The sequence below is a fragment of the Neobacillus sp. BF23-41 genome (assembly GCF_041106275.1).
Genome location: NZ_JBGBPR010000002.1, coordinates 329,736 through 349,040 on the forward strand (window position 1 = coordinate 329,736; position 19,305 = coordinate 349,040).

General features: G+C 38.7%; 20 protein-coding genes and 2 pseudogenes. 5 read left to right on the forward strand and 17 right to left on the reverse strand.

Annotation, left to right across the window (positions count from 1 at the left end):
• The first annotated feature begins 144 nt into the window (after positions 1-144).
• The 4 genes from AB7942_RS04715 (at position 145) to AB7942_RS04730 (ending at position 4,620) form a co-directional block, all read left to right on the forward strand.
• Complete coding sequence (locus AB7942_RS04715; protein WP_369445998.1) at positions 145-1,470, forward strand: MFS transporter; 1,326 nt, start codon at positions 145-147, stop codon at positions 1,468-1,470.
• Positions 1,471-1,653: 183 nt separating this feature from the next.
• Entirely contained in the window at positions 1,654-2,754 is a 1,101-nt protein-coding gene (locus AB7942_RS04720; RefSeq protein WP_369445999.1) for an amidohydrolase family protein, read from the forward strand.
• Between the two features lie 23 nt (positions 2,755-2,777).
• Positions 2,778-3,152: a Rieske (2Fe-2S) protein gene (locus tag AB7942_RS04725; protein ID WP_369446000.1), complete on the forward strand. Its 375-nt coding sequence runs from the start codon at positions 2,778-2,780 to the stop codon at positions 3,150-3,152.
• Positions 3,153-3,378: 226 nt separating this feature from the next.
• Entirely contained in the window at positions 3,379-4,620 is a 1,242-nt protein-coding gene (locus AB7942_RS04730) for a CynX/NimT family MFS transporter (RefSeq protein WP_369446001.1), read from the forward strand.
• Here the strand turns inward: AB7942_RS04730 and AB7942_RS04735 are convergent.
• Positions 4,617-4,790, reverse strand: a complete 174-nt coding sequence (locus tag AB7942_RS04735) for a hypothetical protein (RefSeq protein ID WP_369446135.1) — start codon at positions 4,788-4,790, stop codon at positions 4,617-4,619. The genes AB7942_RS04730 and AB7942_RS04735 overlap by 4 nt on opposite strands.
• 186 nt (positions 4,791-4,976) lie before the next feature.
• Between AB7942_RS04735 and AB7942_RS04740 the strand changes: the two genes are divergently transcribed.
• A complete protein-coding gene (locus tag AB7942_RS04740; protein ID WP_369446136.1) occupies positions 4,977-5,210 on the forward strand; it encodes a hypothetical protein in 234 nt (77 codons plus the stop codon).
• A gap of 662 nt (positions 5,211-5,872) precedes the next feature.
• Here AB7942_RS04740 and AB7942_RS04745 read toward each other — a convergent pair.
• The 16 genes and pseudogenes from AB7942_RS04745 to AB7942_RS04820 form a co-directional block, all read right to left on the reverse strand.
• A complete protein-coding gene (locus AB7942_RS04745) occupies positions 5,873-6,085 on the reverse strand; it encodes a hypothetical protein (protein WP_369446002.1) in 213 nt (70 codons plus the stop codon).
• A gap of 53 nt (positions 6,086-6,138) precedes the next feature.
• Positions 6,139-7,110 (reverse strand): ROK family glucokinase, encoded by a 972-nt coding sequence (locus AB7942_RS04750; protein WP_369446003.1) that lies wholly within the window; start codon positions 7,108-7,110, stop codon positions 6,139-6,141.
• Between the two features lie 144 nt (positions 7,111-7,254).
• Positions 7,255-8,442 carry a levoglucosan dehydrogenase gene (locus AB7942_RS04755; RefSeq protein ID WP_335400667.1) on the reverse strand — a complete coding sequence of 396 codons (1,188 nt, stop codon included), beginning with the start codon at positions 8,440-8,442 and terminating at the stop codon, positions 7,255-7,257.
• 71 nt (positions 8,443-8,513) lie between these two features.
• A complete protein-coding gene (locus AB7942_RS04760; protein ID WP_369446004.1) occupies positions 8,514-9,335 on the reverse strand; it encodes a sugar phosphate isomerase/epimerase family protein in 822 nt (273 codons plus the stop codon).
• A 488-nt stretch (positions 9,336-9,823) separates the two neighbouring features.
• The gene (locus AB7942_RS04765) at positions 9,824-10,624 is read right to left on the reverse strand and encodes an SDR family NAD(P)-dependent oxidoreductase (RefSeq protein WP_369446005.1); all 801 of its coding nucleotides are present in this window, start codon (positions 10,622-10,624) and stop codon (positions 9,824-9,826) included.
• A 128-nt stretch (positions 10,625-10,752) separates the two neighbouring features.
• A complete protein-coding gene (locus AB7942_RS04770) occupies positions 10,753-11,046 on the reverse strand; it encodes a putative quinol monooxygenase (RefSeq protein ID WP_251565813.1) in 294 nt (97 codons plus the stop codon).
• Between the two features lie 44 nt (positions 11,047-11,090).
• Positions 11,091-12,368 carry an MFS transporter gene (locus AB7942_RS04775; protein ID WP_369446006.1) on the reverse strand — a complete coding sequence of 426 codons (1,278 nt, stop codon included), beginning with the start codon at positions 12,366-12,368 and terminating at the stop codon, positions 11,091-11,093.
• Positions 12,369-12,423: 55 nt separating this feature from the next.
• Positions 12,424-13,395 carry a sugar phosphate isomerase/epimerase family protein gene (locus AB7942_RS04780; RefSeq protein WP_369446007.1) on the reverse strand — a complete coding sequence of 324 codons (972 nt, stop codon included), beginning with the start codon at positions 13,393-13,395 and terminating at the stop codon, positions 12,424-12,426.
• On the reverse strand, positions 13,392-14,570 hold the full coding sequence (locus tag AB7942_RS04785) for a Gfo/Idh/MocA family protein (protein ID WP_369446008.1): 1,179 nt from the start codon (positions 14,568-14,570) through the stop codon (positions 13,392-13,394). The genes AB7942_RS04780 and AB7942_RS04785 overlap by 4 nt, the downstream gene beginning before the upstream one ends.
• 467 nt (positions 14,571-15,037) lie before the next feature.
• Positions 15,038-16,048, reverse strand: a complete 1,011-nt coding sequence (locus tag AB7942_RS04790; protein WP_369446009.1) for a LacI family DNA-binding transcriptional regulator — start codon at positions 16,046-16,048, stop codon at positions 15,038-15,040.
• A 320-nt stretch (positions 16,049-16,368) separates the two neighbouring features.
• Positions 16,369-16,626, reverse strand: a pseudogene (locus AB7942_RS04795) (FGGY family carbohydrate kinase); the annotation flags it as partial.
• Between the two features lie 77 nt (positions 16,627-16,703).
• Positions 16,704-17,069, reverse strand: a pseudogene (locus tag AB7942_RS04800) (xylose isomerase); the annotation flags it as partial.
• Complete coding sequence (locus AB7942_RS04805; RefSeq protein ID WP_369446010.1) at positions 17,063-17,188, reverse strand: hypothetical protein; 126 nt, start codon at positions 17,186-17,188, stop codon at positions 17,063-17,065. The gene AB7942_RS04805 and the pseudogene AB7942_RS04800, both read right to left, overlap by 7 nt.
• A 104-nt stretch (positions 17,189-17,292) precedes the next feature.
• On the reverse strand, positions 17,293-17,718 hold the full coding sequence (locus tag AB7942_RS04810; RefSeq protein ID WP_369446011.1) for a hypothetical protein: 426 nt from the start codon (positions 17,716-17,718) through the stop codon (positions 17,293-17,295).
• Between the two features lie 15 nt (positions 17,719-17,733).
• Positions 17,734-18,639, reverse strand: coding sequence for a DMT family transporter (locus tag AB7942_RS04815; RefSeq protein ID WP_369446012.1), 906 nt, complete (start codon positions 18,637-18,639; stop codon positions 17,734-17,736).
• A 219-nt stretch (positions 18,640-18,858) separates the two neighbouring features.
• On the reverse strand, positions 18,859-19,305 hold a 447-nt coding region (locus AB7942_RS04820; protein ID WP_369446013.1), incomplete at its 5' end, for a M24 family metallopeptidase.

The following is a 19,305-nucleotide window of genomic DNA, read 5'->3' on the forward strand; positions in this document are numbered from 1 at the left end:
ATTACTACTTTTTTTCAGAGGGGAAGTTCTTTTCCTTTCAACACGAAAAAATATACGAAATATTTGTAGCTATCATGTCCTTTAACTATTTAACACTATTTTCATTGTAAAAATGTTAACAACATTTATAGAGGAGGAATGTACATGTCACAAGCTCGTGCGACTGAGGTTGTTCAGAAAGAAATTTCTACAAAAGAAGTTTCTAAGAAAGGAACAAACAGGGCTTTATTAGCCAGTATGGTTGGAAGTTCAATTGAGTGGTTTGACTTTTTTCTTTATGGGTCAATGGCTTCTCTGGTATTTAATAAACTATTTTTTCCGAGTCACGATCCTGTAGTTGGGTTAATGCTTTCCTATCTATCGTTTGGCCTTTCATTTTTCATTCGCCCATTAGGTGGAGTTATTTTTAGTCATATTGGCGATAAAATTGGGAGAAAGAAAACGCTGATACTAACTTTATCCTTGATGGGTGGAGCTACCTTTTTGATTGGTTTATTACCAAATTACAACGCTATTGGGATTTGGGCTCCAATTTTACTTATTACTCTGCGCTTGTGCCAAGGGCTTGGAATTGGCGGGGAGTGGGGCGGTTCTGTACTATTGGCGGTTGAATATTCAAAAAAAGGAAACCGCGGGTTTTATGGCAGTATCCCACAACTCGGAGTACCAGTCGGAATGCTGCTTGGAGTAATGTCCATCTCATTGCTAAATAAGCTGCCAGAAGGACAATTTCTAGCATGGGGATGGCGCCTGCCGTTTCTCCTAAGTACTATATTGATTTTCATTGGCCTTTGGATTCGTAACGGTATTGATGAAACGCCGAGTTTTAAAAAGGCAAAAGAAAGCGGTAACATTTCTAAACTCCCAATCGTGGATACTTTCCGTTATCACTGGAAGGCAGTGTTAATTACTGTAGGAGCTAAATTTGTAGAAACAGGACCATATTACATCTTCGCAACTTTTATTATCGCTTACGCAACTGGATATCTTGGTTATGAAACGTCGACAGTGCTGAATGCAGTTGCAATTGCTAATTTAGTAACGATTATCATGGTCCCTTTGATGGGGAAACTGTCAGACAAAGTGGGCAGAAAAGCTGTATATATGGCCGGAACAATTGGGTTGATTGTATTTGCCTTCCCGTACTATTATCTGTTAACTCTTAAGTCTGCCCTATGGTTAACGGTTGCTACCGTTATTGCAATCGGAATTATTTGGGCTCCGATTGAGGCTGTAATGGGAACAATGTTCTCGGAAGTTTTTAGTACAAATGTACGTATGACAGGTATTTCTGTCGGTAATCAGATTGGTGCAGCGGTGTTTGGAGGTACAGCTCCTTTGGTTGCACTTGCATTGTTAAACGCTTTTAACGACTCTTGGGTCCCTATCGCGTTGTATCTGATGATTGCGGGTGTTATTTCTCTCGTTTCTCTTTTCGCAATGCGCGATGGCAGAAATATAGATTTATAACATAGATTATCGATAAGCACCTATATTTTGGGTAGATAATTATCTTTTTTTGAATCTCTCAAACTACTAGTACAAGAATACTCATTTTAAACCGCACTGAATGCTTGGGGGCAATAGGTCCGATCGGTCCAGCAATGAGACCGATCGAGCCAGTCTACAAAATAAAATGGAGGTAATGAAAGTATGGAGGCATCTACGAAAACGAAGCCATCGAAACCGGGAGTTGATTACGGCATTATTGATTGTGACGTCCATCAAACATTAAACAGCTATGAGGAATTAAAGCCTTATATGCCTAGGGTATGGTGGGATCGACTAAAGGAGCCAGGTGGTACGTTTCCATCACTCGTTTGGAGACCAATCCCATTGACTCGGAGAGATGCATCACCTGGAAATGGACTGACACCAGGGTCAGACCCTGAATATGCAAAAAAAGACTTCCTAGATCGATATAATATAAGCAAAGGTATTCTTACTGGCAGTCTTCTAACAATTTCCACACATAATAACCCGGATTATGCTGCTGCTGTAGCTACAGCATTTAATGATTGGACCATGGATAATTGGATCTCTCATGATGATCGCTGGTTAGCATCGATCGTTATCGCAACTCAAGACCCGATATTGGCAGCAAAAGAAATTGATCGCCTCGGATCGCACCCAAAAGTGTGTCAAGTAGTGATTAGTCCAGCGTCAAGCCAACCTTATGGTCAAAGATGGTTTTACCCTATTTACGAGGCTGCTGTGCGAAATAATTTGGTAATCGCTCTCCATAGTGGAGGAGAGGGTGAAGGAATTAATTCTCCTCCTATCTCAGCTGTAGGACAACCGACAACAAATTTAGAACGACACAACATATTGCCGATTCACCAAATGTCACAATTAAACAGTATTGTTTGTGAAGGTGTTTTTGAAAGATTCCCGACGTTGAAGGTGGTTGCAGTAGAAGGTGGATTAGGATGGTTACCTTCTCTAATGTGGAGGATGGATAAGAACTATATTGCCATGCGAAAAGAAGTTCCTTGGTTGAAGCGTAAACCAAGTGAATACATCATAGATCATTACCGCTTTACGACACAGCCTATTGAAGAACCCGAAAACTTTCAAGAAATGATCCAGATGCTTCAGTTTATGCGAGCAGAAAAAACAGTCATGTTTGCAACAGATTATCCGCATTGGGACAATGATGATCCAAAATTTGTACTTAGTAAACTACCAGAAGTGATGCGTAGACGAGTAGCATACGAAAACGCTGCTGAATTGTATCATATAGATGGCAAATAAAGTGAACAAGGAGGACAATCGACATGGCGGAAGCTCTTCAAAAAGTAAAACCTAAACATGTAGTAGCTGAGGTTGGGGATATTGAAGTTGGCAGTTGTAAAATTGTGAAAGTCAATGGACGTAGTATCGGCATTTATTATGATGGTAGCCAATATCATGCCATTCGGAATGTATGCCCCCATGAACAAGCTGAGTTGTGCAAAGGTACCTTTTCAGGAACGACCATGCCTTCCAAACCACATGAATACATTTACGGCATGGAAGGTGAGGTATTACTCTGCCCTTGGCATGGATGGGAGTTTAACATACATAATGGTGAGTGTCTTGGGGATCCAAAGTACAAGGTGAAAATCTACGAAGTATCAGTAGAAGATAATAGAATTATGGTACAAATGTAGGCTGAGGAAGTAAATATTTCTCCCTAGTCTTAGTGTTATGAAACTTCGCATCAGGGGTTGAAACTGACATCCATTTATTCTTTCAAGCTGTTGGGAAGAATCTCCTTAACAGCTTATTTTTGTGTTTTGCAAAATAATGAAATGAAATATAGAGAATCAATAGAATCTGATAAAATATACACTCAATCCTGCTTGTATTTAACCAGGAAAGGTAAAGGAGAATTCCATGATTTCAAAAGGTAACATCACTAAAAAGCGCGTTTTTGCTCCCATGGGAATTTGGGTACTCCTCTTGGGAATCATATTTGCAGGAGCTAATCTTAGAGCCCCTCTTACAAGTGTAGGACCCATCATTGAAACGATTCGCCAGGATACAGGAATGTCCCATACAATAGCAGGCATGTTGACTACTTTACCATTACTTTCGTTTGCTTTTTTTTCACCACTTGCTCCTAAAATTTCTCGTCGTTTTGGATTAGAATATACACTATTTGGAGCCTTGCTTTTGCTAGTAGCAGGGATAATAATACGCTCTTTACCTTACATATCTACATTGTTTATTGGGACAGCTGTGCTTGGTATAGCGATTGCAGTATGCAATGTGCTTTTACCCAGTTTGATTAAACGAGAATTTTCCAATAAAGTCGGTATTGTGACAGGTATATACGCCGTGTCTATGAATTTGTGGGCAGCTGTTGCTTCGGGGATTACTATTCCAATCACAGAAGGGCTACAACTCGGATGGAGAGGTGCTCTTGCTTGTTGGTTCCTTCTTTCTATCGTTTCCATTGTTTTCTGGATCCCTCAACTACGTGTTCACCACCAGACAACAAGTTCTCTAGATACAGGAGGATCTTTATGGCATTCTCGTCTTGCATGGAACGTCACTTTGTTCATGGGTTTACAATCTACAGCCTTTTATGTTGTGGTAACTTGGCTCCCTTCCATTCTTCATCAACAAGGTATTAGCGCATCTGGAGCAGGATGGCTGCTATCATTAACACAATTTGCAAGCCTTCCAGCCACGTTAATTGTGTCAATTCTGGCTGGACGCTTTTCTAATCAACGTGGGCTAGTAGGGCTCTCTGTAATCTTTTTACTCTTTGGTTACGCCGGACTTCTAAGTGGATTTACTTCTTTAGCACCGTTGTCCGTCACATTAATTGGCGTTGGAATAGGATCAGCATTTGGTCTGGCTACTCTGTTTTTCGTACTGCGTACACATAACGCGCATCAAGCTGCTGAATTATCAGGTATGGCTCAAGCAGTTGGCTATTTATTAGCAGCAATAGGGCCGACACTTTTTGGATTTATACACGATGTCACTCACAATTGGATTATACCTATACTTATTTTGGTTTTAGGAGCCTGTGTTCTCTTTATTGTTGGTATGCAAGCTGGTAGCAATAAATTTGTAACCACGATAGAGAGCGATTACAGATTCAGTTCGTTAAAAAAGAAGGCTTAGCAAGTAAAAATACTGGTTAAATTGTTCTTGACAGAAGGATAAAACCATAGGAAATTAAACACGCAAAATGTATGATACTCACCATTGATCACACCAAACACAAGATACAGGGTTTGAATTCCTTGCTCATTTAAACGAGTACGAGCATCTAACCGCAGTTTGCCGACCAGTTTATTAAACTGCTCTTATTACGAATGGCATACCCAAAACATTAAGACCTATGATCAGGAAATCGAGCGTATTTTTGTTGAGACAGATGGTTTACTTCTCCTACGTTTCCAGGTATCGGACTATTAACGGCTGATGGCTATTATGGCCGTATTTCCAAGCAAGGAAATTCAAATCTACGAAGAGCGATTTACATGGCTGGACGTTCCCTTTCTGCTCACAACAATGCTCTTAAACCCTTTTATTCCGGATTAAAAGATAGAGGAAAAAAAGCAGGTAAAATATACATCGCTATGGGAAATAACTTCTTAAAAATCGCTTTCGCGATGCTAAAAAATCAGTCACCGTTCAAGTGGGACAATCCTACTTTTAATTTCAAAGATGAAGTTACAAAAAAACTAACGTTTCCTCGAGTTGCTTAAAAAAATATAATAGATAGGCGCCATTCTTTTGGTTCGGGTGGAGATCGGATGTTCTTTCCTGAGGCCCTGAACTCGCCTTAATAGCTTTATCCCACTCGGCCTGTAAATGCGAATCAGTACGTTAATTCTAATTTGTACTCAATGCCAGAATGCATCAATGCAGACCAAGAAGCGAGTTAATACCCATTTCTGAATCAAGAAAATGGCGTCTATTTCATTAAAACTTGGTTAATTGTTACTTGTAAAAAAAGGAAATAAAAAAGTGTATTTGAGTTACCTTTAAACTTGAAAAAAGTTTTTGACATTGTACTCTATTAGTTAATTTTGTTTGTCTTGCATTTTAAAATTCATAGTGGGGCATCCTCCTTAAGACTCTGAGTTAGATTGGACTCCAAATCTAAATTCGGTCATAACAATTCTTTAGATTTACTTACCACTTTTATACCCGTATCCATTAGATTATACAAAATTCGTTTTAAAATAATTAGGGAAAACTGTCACCATTAAGAACTCTGTTAAGCGATTGCGGTGTGTAAACAGCATAAGCTTACAAACTTCGGCAACATTTGCTCAGAGCTTTTCTTAATTAAACGTTTGATTAAATATCCTTAACCCCCTGTCGCAAAAAAAAGGGACAATCCGTCGCCCCAAACTAATCCATATCAATATAATTCATTACTAATAATCTGGGAAGTATTTGCTTTACCATCCAGTTTTTTCACAACCTCAGGCCAACTTAATTTTAACCTACGGCATATGGTTGTACTTAAAACTTGCCCTTTTCTCTTCAACAAATTATAATCTCTCTGGTTAGTTGAACCAATCCGAAGTAATTCTCTTTTTAAATCTATAAGGGTTTCTTCCTTTGATTTCAATAAAACCACCCCCCATTTATTCCGACTAATCATTGGACATATTGGAGTTTAGACTAATTAATTAGTTTCTCTTTCGCCAACCATGCTCCTCCAATTACCCCTGCATCATTGCCTAGTGTGGCAGTAACAATCTCTATACCTTGGGCCACTCTTGGAAAAGCAAATGGAAAAAATTCTTCTTTTAAAGGTTTCAACAATGTGTCGCCTGCTTTTGAAACGCCGCCTCCAATGACAATTTTTTCAGGATTTAAGCCATTGGCCAAATTCGCCAGCGCCAATCCTAAATGGTAGGCAACCTGATGAATGACTCGCTTGGCGAATTCATCCCCTTCGTTTGCAGCATCAAAAACTTGCTTGGCAGTTATCGTTTGATGCTTCTCATAATAGTCTCGTAATTGACTTATAGAATTGGAAGAAGCTAATTCCTCTATTGCCAAGCGGACAATTCCTGTTGCGGACGCTACCGTTTCCAAACATCCCGATTTCCCGCAATTACAAGGTGCTCCGTCTTTAGGAACTGATGTTATATGGCCAATTTCACCACCAGCTCCATTTACACCATGCACAATCTCGCCATTGACGATAATTCCGCCTCCTACACCAGTTCCTAATGTGACACAGATTAAGTTTTTAGCTCCTTTGCCGGCGCCATTCCACATTTCACCGATTGCCGCAATATTGGCATCATTGTCAACAACTACTGGCAAGGATGTTTCCCGCTCAAGAATAGCTTGTAAAGGGAAGTGCTCCCAGCCCAAGTTTACAGCCACTTCAATGGAACCGTCCTCCGCATTAACAGGACCTGGCGCTCCGATTCCGATACCGATTAGCTGATTTTTGGTATGATTTAATTCGGTTAACTTTTGATCAATCGATTTTGCAATAGAAGTGGGGATGTGCCGACCGCTATCCATTTTGTCCGTATCGATTTCCCAGCTATAAAGGATATCGCCACTGAGACTGATAAATGCCATTTTAATCGTGGTGCCGCCTATATCGACACCTACTAACCATTTTTCTTCCATAACCATTCACTCTTTTCCGCATTATAATAGTGATTTTCTACTGTAGCTAACTAAAAAGAACCTAAAATCCATTTAGGATTTATTAAGATTCCTTTATTCATTTCTACAAAAGAGGCTCCTCGATTGAGAAGCCTCTTTTCGTTTTTATTTGACAGCTGCTGCTGTTTTTTCAAGATTAACCCATTGTTCTTTTTCAGCAGATTCAAGGATCGCATCTGCAATTAATTCTATTTGGTATCCATCATTGAAGTTTGGTGAAAACTCTGTATCTTCAGCGATTGCTTTAAACAAATCATATGTTTCAATGATTTTTGTTTCGCCGTAACCTATACCTAGAGCAGGGATTGGCCATAATCCTTCACCGTATGGAGTGGCAGGTCCTGTATAAACCGTTCTGAAGCCTTTTGCATCGCTTGGATCATCGGCGAAGCAAACTTGAAGCTCGTCACGGCGCTCATAGTTAAAGTATAGAGAACCTTTTTCACCATGAATTTCAAAGGTTAGGAAGTTGTTGCGGCCCCATGCATTACGTGTTGCTTCAATCGTTCCAATGGCACCATTATCAAACTTGACCATCGTAATAAATTCATCATCTACATCAACGGCAGCTTTCGGTACATCATTTCCGCCATTTTTCACTGTACCTAATTTGTCAATACCGCCAGTTTGAATTGGTCTTTCTGGAATCCATGTTTTTGTCATCGCATTTACATCTGTAATTTCACCAACAAGGTAACGGGCAAAATCAACCACATGTGTTCCGATATCACCTAGAGCACCTGAACCAGCGATTTTCTTTTGGAAGCGCCATGATAATGGTGAATTTGGATCAGCAGACCAGTCTTGTAAATACGTTCCGCGGAAGCTTAGAACTTTTCCAATTCTTCCTTCTTCAATATACTTTTTCGCAAGAGCAACGGCTGGTGTTCTTCTGTAGTTGAAGGCAACCGCATGTTTTACACCTGCTGCTTTTACCGCTTCTAGCATTTCCTTTGCTTGTTCAGCACCTAATGCCAATGGTTTTTCACAGATAATATGTTTTCCAGCTTTTGCTGCTGCAATCGCGATTTCAGCATGCGTATTATTTGGAGTAACAATATCAATAACATCAATTTCTGGATCGTTAACAACAGCTCTCCAATCTGTAGAATAATTGTCAAATCCCAATCTTGCTGCAGCATCTTTAGCTAATTGTTCGTTTACATCTACTACTGTATGGCGATGCGGAATTGCTGGTGCCGGCCAGAAAAACATTGGCATTCCTGCATATGCAAGTGAATGCGCTTTACCCATAAAGCCTCCGCCAATCATACCTACGTTTAATTTTTTCATCTTAGTATCCTCCCATAATTATCTTCTTGGTTTTTAATGAAGTCTTTGCTATTCCTAATGAATGTAACTTATTATGCTTGATTTACTTTTTCAAATTGAGTTAAATAGCTGCGGCTGATTTTTGCCCCTTGCTTCGGATCTGGGTAGCTGTCTAACTCTACCGTAATCCAGCCATCATAGTTTGCCTCTTCTAACGCTTTAACCATTTCATCAAATTTTTGATGACCTTCGCCTAGAGGTAAAAACTCTCCATTTGCATAATCTTTAAAGTGAACATATTTAATGCGGTCTACATATTTTCTAATTACCGCAACAGGATCTCCACCGCCGGCTTCAATATGCGCCGTATCCGGGCAAAGATTAATTGTTGTTAATGGCATTAATTTATCTAACTGTTCAGGAGCCTGAACGTTCGTTCCCAAATGAGGATGATAACTTGCAATAAGATTATATTTTTTAGCAATTTCTACCACTTTATTAAGTGCATTACCAAGAGCGGTATAATCACTTTCAAGGATGCCGTTTGTGCGTACAGCTCCGCCGCCGACAACAAGATGCTCAGCCCCTACTTCTGATGCGAATGCCGCTACACTTTCGATTTTTATTAATTCTTCTTCTAAAATATCAGGGAAAATAAAGTTCCCGCCTGTATAAACACCAACCAAAGTTAAAGAATGCTCGTTCATCAATTTTAAAAACTCATCTTTTTTATCTTTGTATTCCATCAAGTTGCCATCGAAGATTTCAAAGCCATCATAGCCAGCTTCGGAAATATCCTTTAATGCCTCTTCTGTTGATCCATAAGCAAGGTAGTAAGAATCCTTAACAGAAGTAACACCCGCTGGATGACCAACTACGCCGCCCCAAGTATTTGTTTGATAACCTAATTTCATGTGATTACCCCCATATATGTTAGTGTGCCATATTTCATAGTAGATAAATCGAAGCAAACTCACCTCCAGAATAGTAATCGATTACATTTTTATTAAAAGTATCATTTCTAACTTTCAGACAAAACAGTATTTTAAGTATCATTTACGATACCTAATTAATCAAACAAAATGTAATCCATTACATTTTTTCTTACAGATGAACTGCTTGTTTCTAAGATAAAAATGATTCATCTCTCTTTATTTCTAGTAAAAATATCACCTGACAATAATTATAGATTGTGTATCGCTTACATGAATTATTGTAATCGATTACACCCTAAAATGCAACCTCTAAATTTATATTGTCACAGAATGTCACAAATTGTTCACTAAATCTATGTCTGATTGATCATATGGTCAAAAGGAAAAACTTTTCCTTATACTGTCCCCATGAATAGATCCGCCTAATTGATTCAATATGAAGATGATTCATATCTAAGGAAGTTAACTTAGAGGCTCGCAACGGAGCCACCATCAACTCGAAGGTTTACACCATTAATAAAAGAAGCCTTATTAGATGCAAGATAAACGACAGCAGAAGCGACTTCCTCGACCGTCCCTGGCCGTTTCACTTCGACATGCGGACGATTTTCCTTTAAAAATTCCTGAATTGCTTCCTCATAACTTATATTCAGCTTCGCTGCGTTATCTTTTAACAAGAACTCCAGCATTGGTGTCATGATAAACGCTGGCGAAACCGTATTGACAAGGATTCCATCTGCAGCATACGCCTTAGATAGGCTTTTTGTAAAATTAATCAGTGCAGCTTTGGAAGCATTATAATGAGGCATGAACGCGTCCGGTTGAATACCTGATTCAGATGAAATATTAATAATACGGCCTAATCCTGTTTTTTTCATATAGGGAATCACAGCTTTTGTCACACGTACAGCTCCAAAAAGATTGACATCAAATAAATGTTGCCATTGGTCTATATCCAATGATTCAAAGTCATCAAATCCACTGGCGATTCCCGCATTGTTAACGAGAATATCAATGGTCTTATAACGGTCAACGGCAGTAGAAATAAGATGATCCACATCGGCTTGTTTCGTTAAGTCCGCTTGAACAGCAAGCACACTTCCACCCATCTTTTCAATCTCAGCGGATGTTTCTTTCAAAGCCTCTTCACCTCGTCCACAAATAATAACGTTTGCGCCTTCCTCCGCGAACGCCATCGCAATAGCCTTCCCAATACCTTTACTACCGCCGGTCACAAGCACAGTTTTATTTTTTAATTCTAGATTCATGTTTTATCCATTCCTTTCTAGGTAGTAAGACAGTATAATCTACGTTTAAATCGTTGCTTAAAGTTATCAAATAAGGATTAACTCTAACCGATACTCGGTGGAGTTAATCCTTATGTTTGTCCAACTAATTAATTTTTCAATGAAGACTCAAATAATTCTGCATGGATCGGTTCTGAGACAATCGGTTCAACAGCCTTAATGAATCTTTTAAAATGAGGGGTCTCCTCATGCCGCCCGATCGCTTGTTCATCCTTCCATTTCTCTACAAAGATAAAGCTATTCGCATCTTCCGGATCCTCATAGTAATGGTAACTGATATTTCCAGACTCTGCTTGAGAAGGTTTCGTTACAAGTCTGGCCTCTTCTAGAAATATTTCGCGAAATCGCGCTTTTACCTTGATATTCGCATGGATAATAATCATCGTTTCATCCTCCTTGGTTATGTTTCGTTTTAAACTCTGCTTGCTTAACCCGCATGTTTCTCTTGTAGAAATCTTTCATCCTGTTTCTCTTCAGACGGAAGCTTCATAAACTTCATTAAATAAGCACCAAGGAAATACATGCCTGCGAAAATCCACATAACGCCATGAACACCAATAAGTCCGATGAATGCTCCAACAATTGCCGGTGCGATAAAGTAGGACATCCCTGCACCAAAACTTACTATCGCCATCGCAGACCCTTTATTTTCAGGAGCCAGCGATGCTACAAGAGCTGAAAGTGGGACGAAACCACAAAGAGTAATCCCCATTAGAATACCGACAATATTCAAAGCTAAGAAACTGCTGCCAAAAACCTGCGGCGTGTAAAGCATAACTAATAACATGACGCCCATACCGAAGCTGCCAAGCCATTGAATCGTTTTTTGCCAGCCTAACCATTTATCACTGATGTAAGGAATGATTAGGTTAAAGATAATATTTGCAAACCACATGGTTCCCCACATTTGCAGAAACTGTTCAGTGGTGAATCCATAATTCGACTTCAAGTACATCGGGAAAAAGATTGGCAGGGAACCGATCCCAGTAGAATTGATAATCCGGACCACGCCGCCGATCGCCACTTTTGGCTGTTCGATACAAATGGTGAATCCACTCATTAAGCTCTTGAGCTTTTCCTTTGGATCTCCCTTTTGTTCCTTTTTTACATCACCTTTTACTACAATAAGACCAACAATTCCTCCGACCAATACCCATGCTACTGCACTCCACAACAACCCGATATAACCGATTTTTGGAAGCATATAGGCAGGGAAATAACTTCCCACAACATAAAGCCCGCCGCTCCAAGCCGCCCAAAACAAACCTACAGCTGTTGCCAAAATCCGCTCTGGACTGCGATAAGTAACCCACACTAAGAAAGAGTAGCAGAATAAAGGATAACCTAAACCACGAATCCCATAAGTAGGGAGCATAATAGCAAAATTGTTTAACTTTAAACCATATTCAATAAATAGAACCTGACCGATTAACCAAGTAACAAGACCGATAACCATTACTCTCCTTGGTCCCCACATCTCGGTGAGTACACCTGAAAAGTAAGAGGCAATAGCCAATATGGCTCCATAAACAGCAAAAAGTGTAGCAGATTGTTGAACGGTCAGACCCTTTTCGATAAGATACGGAGACAACCATGCGTGTTCAAGACCGTCACCAGCCATAAAAATTAATGTTGCAACAAATCCCCAAACCACTCCCATAGGAAGGCCGCCAAGAGTACGTTCCTGACCTAAAACCGTTTTCATTTTCAACACCTCTATTTTATAATGTTGGGGGATTAAGAGGAAGATTAACTCCTACTTAAGCCCACCACATTTCCGATACTTTCTCTTTAAACAACGTTCCTTTTAACAGTGTGATGGCTTTCATTAAACCTTCATCGGTAGACGCAAGCATATCCTCATGTTCAATGGAAACAACGTAATCATATCCTACAGCCCGAAGTGTACTGATGATGTCCTTCCACATTTTTTCATTATGGCCATATCCGACAGAGCGGAATGTCCAAGAGCGATCCAACACTTTACTGTAATGCTTGGTATCAAGAACACCATTCACCTTAATATTTGCCTGGTCTAAATACGTATCTTTCGCATGGAAATGGAAGATTGCATTTTCCCTGCCTAATTTTTTAATAGCTTCGACTGGGTCGATTCCTTGCCATACCAAATGGCTTGGATCGAAGTTGGCTCCGATGTTCACTCCTGCTTGTTCTCTTAGTTTTAGTAGTGTTTCCGGATTATAGACAACAAATCCCGGATGCATTTCGAAAGCAATTTGATCAATCCCATGCATTTCAGCGAATTTCGCTTCTTCTTTCCAGTACGGAATAACGATATCATTCCATTGCCATTCTAAGACTTCTGCATATTCTGGAGGCCAAGAGCAGGTCACCCAATTTGGAAACTTGGCACCCGGATGATCCCCTGGACATCCAGCAAAACCATTGATAACTGGTACCTCTAACTGTTCAGCCAATAAAACCGTTTTTCTCCATACATCATGCGCCTCTTTGGCAGTCTTTACATTAGGATGTAGAGGGTTGCCATGGCAGCTTAGTCCGCTGATGGTTAGTCCCCTGCTTTCAATCGCCCGTCGGAACGATTTGATTTTATCTGGATTCCCTAACAATTCATCGGGATTACAATGACTATTCCCTGGATAGTTACCGGTTCCTAACTCAACGGCCTCTACTCCTATTTGGGCTAATTTATCTAACATGGCTTCGAAAGGAAGATTTTGATATAGAACTGTAAACACACCTAGTTTCATACTATAGCCTCCTTATCCGCACGAACCTTCACCCATTTTTGCTGTTCATGACTTTCCAGAATGGCATCCGTAATCGCCATTGAAGTATGACCGTCTTCAAATGTGGCGAAATTCGGTTTATCCTGGAGAGGATCTTTGCCTTCACGAATAAACGTATAAACATTGAACATCATATTTTTCAGAGCGTCCGGCCAGCCTTCATTATGTCCGCCAGGATGATGGATGGCTGATTTTGCTTCCGGTGAGAAGAGTGCTGGATCGGCAAGCAGGATTTCATTCGGCTTATCCCTGTGCCCCATCCATAATTTTTCAGGCTCTTCTTGGTTCCAATATGCAGAACTCTTGCTGCCATTAATCTCAAAACTTAGTCGATTTTTTCGGCCTGCACTTACTTGGGAAACGGTAAATACTCCTCGTGAGCCATCCTCGAAACGAACGAGTACGGATGCATAGTCTTCTGTATTGATTGGAACATCTTCATATTCCATATCTTCAGTTGTCTGTGCGCCAAAAGTAGCTACGTTTCCTTTAGGCTTCTTTCTTACTGGAACAACAGTTGCTAAATCAGCAAATACTTCTACAATCTTTTTACCTGTTACAAATTGAACAGTATCACACCAATGGGAACCGATATCTGCTACAGCCCGTGATTTTCCGCCCACTTCCGGTGCTAAACGCCAGTTATAATCCGTCTCATACAATAACCAGTCCTGCAAGTAGCTTCCGTGTACCAAATTCACTTTCCCAAAGTCACCGTTAGCGATCTTCGCTCTTAAGTTTTGTACACTTGCATGCTGTCTGTAATTAAAGTTCACACCATGTACGACACCCTGTTTTTGAGCCAATGCCAACAATTCCGCTGATTCTTCACTATTCATCGCAAGCGGTTTCTCTGAGATCACATGTTTACCTGCTAAAATAATTTCTTTATTGATCGCAAAGTGCACATGGTTTGGGGTACAATTATGAACTACCTGAATTTCGCTGTCACGCAGCATTTCACGGTAATCTCCGTATGCTTTCGGAATTCCAAGTTCAGCTGCCTTTCTTTCCGCTTGTTCTTGACTCGTCTCGGCTAATGCTACGACTTCCACGAATCCAAGTCTTCTGATTGCTTCAATGTGTGTAGGTCCAATAAAACCTGTACCTATGATTCCTACTTTTATTTTTTTCATCTTAACTCATCCTCCAAATATTAATTTTTTTAGAGCCGGGTAACGAGTAGAACGCAATATATAAATGCAATCGATTACACTTAATATCAAAATAGAAATGAAATAGAATGAATAGAGATATTGAAATTAGTGTAATATTCATAATGAAAATTTAGTAATCGAACCTCAAAATGTAATGGATTACATTTTGGTCGAAAAAAATTTCTATTTGTTATTGAGCAAATATGAATTTCTTCTCTTTTTTTCGACACCCTTATTGTAATCGATTACAGAATATAATTCAATATTTTTTTAACTTCCCTGATTCTTTTTTGTAAGTAGGCATCAAAATCTGTTCTGGAATGATTCAAAATCGTTCCCCATACTGTAATAAACCAGCAAAAGGGAGCAATCCCTTTTCAAGAATTACTCCCTTTTGCTTTTCATATAAATCTTTATTTTTTTAGCTTCTAACAAAAAAGAAAGAACTATCCTTCTATGGTAAGTTCTTTGCATGAATCACGGACAATCAGTTTATCAGGAAGAATAAATTGATATTTATTATCTAATTCTTCATTATTAATTATTCTTAGCAGTAAATGCATCGCTTTTTGCCCCATAACGAACGTTGGCTGGGCAATCGTTGTTAGGGCAGGTTCAAAGATAGATGCAAATTTAATATCATCAAAGCCAACAACAGATAAATCTTCAGGAACTCTAACACCTTTAGATTTAGCGGCTTTAACTACTCCCATTGCCATTTCATCATTTCCGGCAAAAATGGCTGTAGGAGGATTCTCTAGTGACAAAAATTTCATCATTAAATTAAATCCACTTTCAAAAGAAAATTCGCCTTCTTGTACCAAACTTGGATCAACGGATAGGCCGTGTTTTGCCATCGCTTGATGAAATCCCTTACATCGGTCTCGGCCAACTACTACATTCAAGGGTCCACAGATATGTCCTATTCTCTTGTGATTTAAGCTAATTAAATATTCTGTTGCCTTTCTTGCACTGCTAACATTATCAATTGAAACCGTAGGCAGCTGGGAGCCCTCATAGTATTCACATGCCAATACCACAGGGTAATCCTGGGATAATTCCTCTAATATCTTTTGATCTGTCCTTGCTGTTAATAAAATCAAACCATCTGCTTTTTTCTGACCTAAAATAGTCAAATAACTGGCTTCACTTTCCACAACGTTTCGAGCATCTCCAAGAAGCACCTGATATCCTTTTTCTATTGCAACCGATTCAATTCCGCGCAGAACCGCAGAAAAAAAAGTATTGGTTATGTCAGGAACAACAACAAGAATAGTTTTTGTTTCAGATCTTCTCAATTGTCTTGCCAGCATATTTGGTTGATAATTTAAATTCTTTATTGCTTCCAAGACCTTTTCAGCTGTTTCTTTTTTTACAGTCCCTGCATTACTTATCACTCGGGATACTGTGGCTGTTGAAACATTTGCCATTCTTGCAACATCTGCAATTCTAACCATGAATTTCTTTCCCTTTCATTGTTTCTTTTACATTATTGTAATCGATTACATAGAGAAATACAATAATTTTACGTAAATCAACAAAATATAATTTCCGCGAAATTCTAATCTTTCTTGAATTACTTTCTTATAAAAAGAGAAAAATATTCGGTAAACGTATGATGTATGAGATAAACAGGAGATGCTTCTTGCATGAAAATATTGGTTCTTTTTTTCTTGGTCTTTTTCTTAAGTACGGCTATTGCAATCATGATGGATTTGATGATGGGAATGAGTCTTATTATGTCTATAACAAATTTGAAGAACCCGTTTTGGGTTATGACCCTTCCGGAATACTTTATCTTGTTCATCATGCCATCAATAATGTTTATTCCATCCATATTAAATTGCTGAATAAGTTCAGCTAATCCCTCTGTTGTTTTTTTAACCCATTCTTCAGGATTTTGTTCGCTGTAACCGGACTTTTCTATTATTAATGGATACGATTTAGATACTTCCTGACATACTTCACCATTTTGATCAACTAGGAGGATCTTGACTGCGCTGGTTCCAAGGTCAACCCCAATTACATACTTCATCCTTACTCATCCTTCCCTATAAAAATGTGCTGGAGTTTAACTTCCAGCACACCTTTTTGTTTATATTTAATAGTAGATTAGACACTCACGCTTGAAAGAGTTTCAAGAATATACTGATTAACCAATGCTTTTAAACGCTCAGTTCTGCCTGATTGATTTTTAATTTCTGTTAATTGAAGAGCATATTCCTCTAATTCACGGAAGTTTGTACTGCCTTCAACAATCTCTAAGCCAATTCCTTTCGTGTAGCTGCTGTAGCGTTCATCAATAAAGCTATCAAGCACTTTATCTTCAATCAGCTTGTTCGCAACTTTTAGACCGATGGCAAATGCATCCATACCTGCAATGTGTGTATGGAAAAGATCTTCTACTTCAAACGATCCTCTTCTCACCTTCGCGTCGAAGTTTAATCCACCTTTGCCTAAGCCGCCATTTTTCAAAATTTAACTTCCATTGATTTTCCATTTGTTTTTTCATGTGGATTATAGTACTTAAACGCTAAAGGATTTTTTGAACTCGCTCCTTCAAACTGGATTTGTTTTACACTATCGAAATAAGCCATGCTGGTATTCCTCCTATTATAATTTGTCTACAGACCAAAGAATGTAAATGCTTTCAAAACTCTCTTTTTAATTAGTTAATTTATCTCCTTGGTTTCGGAATTGTTTACTTTAATATTGAAAAACGAAGTTCTTCTAGTTGTAAGGTTTCTGTCTGAAAAATACCAATCTCAGTATCAGAAGCTACTTTTTCACTACCAATTATTCGATCTACTTCCTTTTCAATACTTCCGAAAACAGAAATTGGAACTACCTTTAGTTGCATGCCAGCTATATCTTCTACAATATTGCGCAATAATTCAGGATTGTTAGCAATAAGAAAAAATTGATCTTTAGTAACAAGGAAAGCAAATTTTTCAAGTAGCAAATTATAAGGAAATTCGTTAAGTACCTCACTAGTTAGCCATGAAATGTTAGCCTCTCTTTGTAAAAGCACGGCATCATATTTCTTTTCGCTCAAATACTCTCTTAATATAGCTAGCTTCAATTGAACATAATCTAACCTTCTTGAAATTGGCACCACCATTTCCAAATGCTCTCCCCCTCTCTAAGGAATTGATTTTTCAAGCCTTTTTGTTAACCTCATTTTTCTCCAACTGACATTAGTTAACAAAGCACTTAATAAGATGAGAAAGATTCCCCATTTTTGCGTTTGTCCTAAGTTTTCTTGAAACAATAAGCAACTCAGCAACACTGTTGTTATTGGTTCAAGAATGCTTAGCAGAGCTGCCTTTGAACTTCCAATACGTTCTATTCCCATCGCAAAAGTAAGGATAGCTAAAAAAGTTGAAAAAAATGAAATACCTAATATAGAAAACCACCCTGAAGAGTGAAAATTCAGTGTGAAATCTTGTCTAATCATGGAAAATATTAATATTGAAATGGCTGCAAAGCTGGTCACAAAAGCCGAACTAATAAATAGATTAATATCACCTTGGATTTTTTCTGTTAGAATGATATAAATGGAATACAAAACGGCACAACCGAAACTAGCTATCAAACCAATTATATTAATTTGATTAAAATCTGCCCCAAGCACGAAGTAAAGCCCAATTAAGGAAAATAGAATAGTCGCTATATGGGATTTTTCAAACAATTGCTTGGCCAATATACTATTTAAGATCATTACAAATAATGGATATAAGTAAAATGTTGTAGAAGCTAAAGAGACTGGCATTAAGGAAAATGATGTGAACAAGAGAATTGCCATCATAGCATAACCTCCAGTCCCCATGATAAATAAAATGGAAATTTGTTTAACCTGCAATTGAAAAGAAATTTTTTTATACAGTATCCAGGACCAAAATAATACTGCTGCAAGGAAAAACCTGAAAAATAAGAGAGTACCTATACTAATATTAGCTGCATAAGCAAATTTTGCGAGAATACCCATTATACCGAAACAAGAGGCCGAAAATAAGACAAGAAATAAGCCATAAATATTATTATACATTGAGTTTCACCTATCTGGATTCTCTCCTTATAATGTTATCCCTATTAATGCAACTAGGTCTGCTTCCTGTAAGTGATTACTTAAAAAAATAGACACAGATTAATCACCATTACCAAAATCAAAATATACAAAATGGTTTAAGTGTACATTTTAAAGGATAATCTGTGTCCACATATTTATTTATAAGGGGGATTTCATTATTTTAAGGGCATGTACCGATTACTCTACATACAAGAAACGATTGAATGTATGAAGCGGCTCCAGCCCGTTCTTACGAACGACTACTTGATCCTCTGTACGAACGCCTCCGATTCCTGGAACAATTAGGGACAATTCATAAGCAAAGGTTTGTCCTTCTTCCAGAACATTAGCGCAGCCTGGTCCGATTTCTGGAATATCCTCTTCAGGGTCCATACCTGTCGCATGGGCACCAGTTCTACCTTCACTCACTTCTACTAAATATTCATCTACTCCATACTTTCTAAACGCTTCACGAATCACCCGGTCAGCCTCAATCCCTGTCATACCAGCATAAATTTTTGGTAAACACTCTTCGTATCCAAGGGAACACGCTTCCATCAAGCGCTTTGCTTCATCCGATACATTGCCATAACAGATTGTACGAGCATTATCGGAAGAGTAATCATTTACACGTACACCATAGTC

Bases quoted from the DNA above. Each gene is read 5' to 3' on its own strand.
- AB7942_RS04760 (WP_369446004.1), bottom strand. From the start codon at position 9,335: ATGAAATTAGGTTATCAAACAAATACTTGGGGCGGCGTAGTTGGTCAT.
- AB7942_RS04765 (WP_369446005.1), bottom strand. From the start codon at position 10,624: ATGAATCTAGAATTAAAAAATAAAACTGTGCTTGTGACCGGCGGTAGT.
- AB7942_RS04725 (WP_369446000.1), top strand. From the start codon at position 2,778: ATGGCGGAAGCTCTTCAAAAAGTAAAACCTAAACATGTAGTAGCTGAG.
- AB7942_RS04770 (WP_251565813.1), bottom strand. From the start codon at position 11,046: ATGATTATTATCCATGCGAATATCAAGGTAAAAGCGCGATTTCGCGAA.
- AB7942_RS04720 (WP_369445999.1), top strand. From the start codon at position 1,654: ATGGAGGCATCTACGAAAACGAAGCCATCGAAACCGGGAGTTGATTAC.
- AB7942_RS04775 (WP_369446006.1), bottom strand. From the start codon at position 12,368: ATGAAAACGGTTTTAGGTCAGGAACGTACTCTTGGCGGCCTTCCTATG.
- AB7942_RS04715 (WP_369445998.1), top strand. From the start codon at position 145: ATGTCACAAGCTCGTGCGACTGAGGTTGTTCAGAAAGAAATTTCTACA.
- AB7942_RS04755 (WP_335400667.1), bottom strand. From the start codon at position 8,442: ATGAAAAAATTAAACGTAGGTATGATTGGCGGAGGCTTTATGGGTAAA.
- AB7942_RS04730 (WP_369446001.1), top strand. From the start codon at position 3,379: ATGATTTCAAAAGGTAACATCACTAAAAAGCGCGTTTTTGCTCCCATG.
- AB7942_RS04805 (WP_369446010.1), bottom strand. From the start codon at position 17,188: ATGGCTTATTTCGATAGTGTAAAACAAATCCAGTTTGAAGGAGCGAGT.
- AB7942_RS04790 (WP_369446009.1), bottom strand. From the start codon at position 16,048: ATGGTTAGAATTGCAGATGTTGCAAGAATGGCAAATGTTTCAACAGCC.
- AB7942_RS04780 (WP_369446007.1), bottom strand. From the start codon at position 13,395: ATGAAACTAGGTGTGTTTACAGTTCTATATCAAAATCTTCCTTTCGAA.
- AB7942_RS04785 (WP_369446008.1), bottom strand. From the start codon at position 14,570: ATGAAAAAAATAAAAGTAGGAATCATAGGTACAGGTTTTATTGGACCT.
- AB7942_RS04750 (WP_369446003.1), bottom strand. From the start codon at position 7,110: ATGGAAGAAAAATGGTTAGTAGGTGTCGATATAGGCGGCACCACGATT.
- AB7942_RS04815 (WP_369446012.1), bottom strand. From the start codon at position 18,639: ATGTATAATAATATTTATGGCTTATTTCTTGTCTTATTTTCGGCCTCT.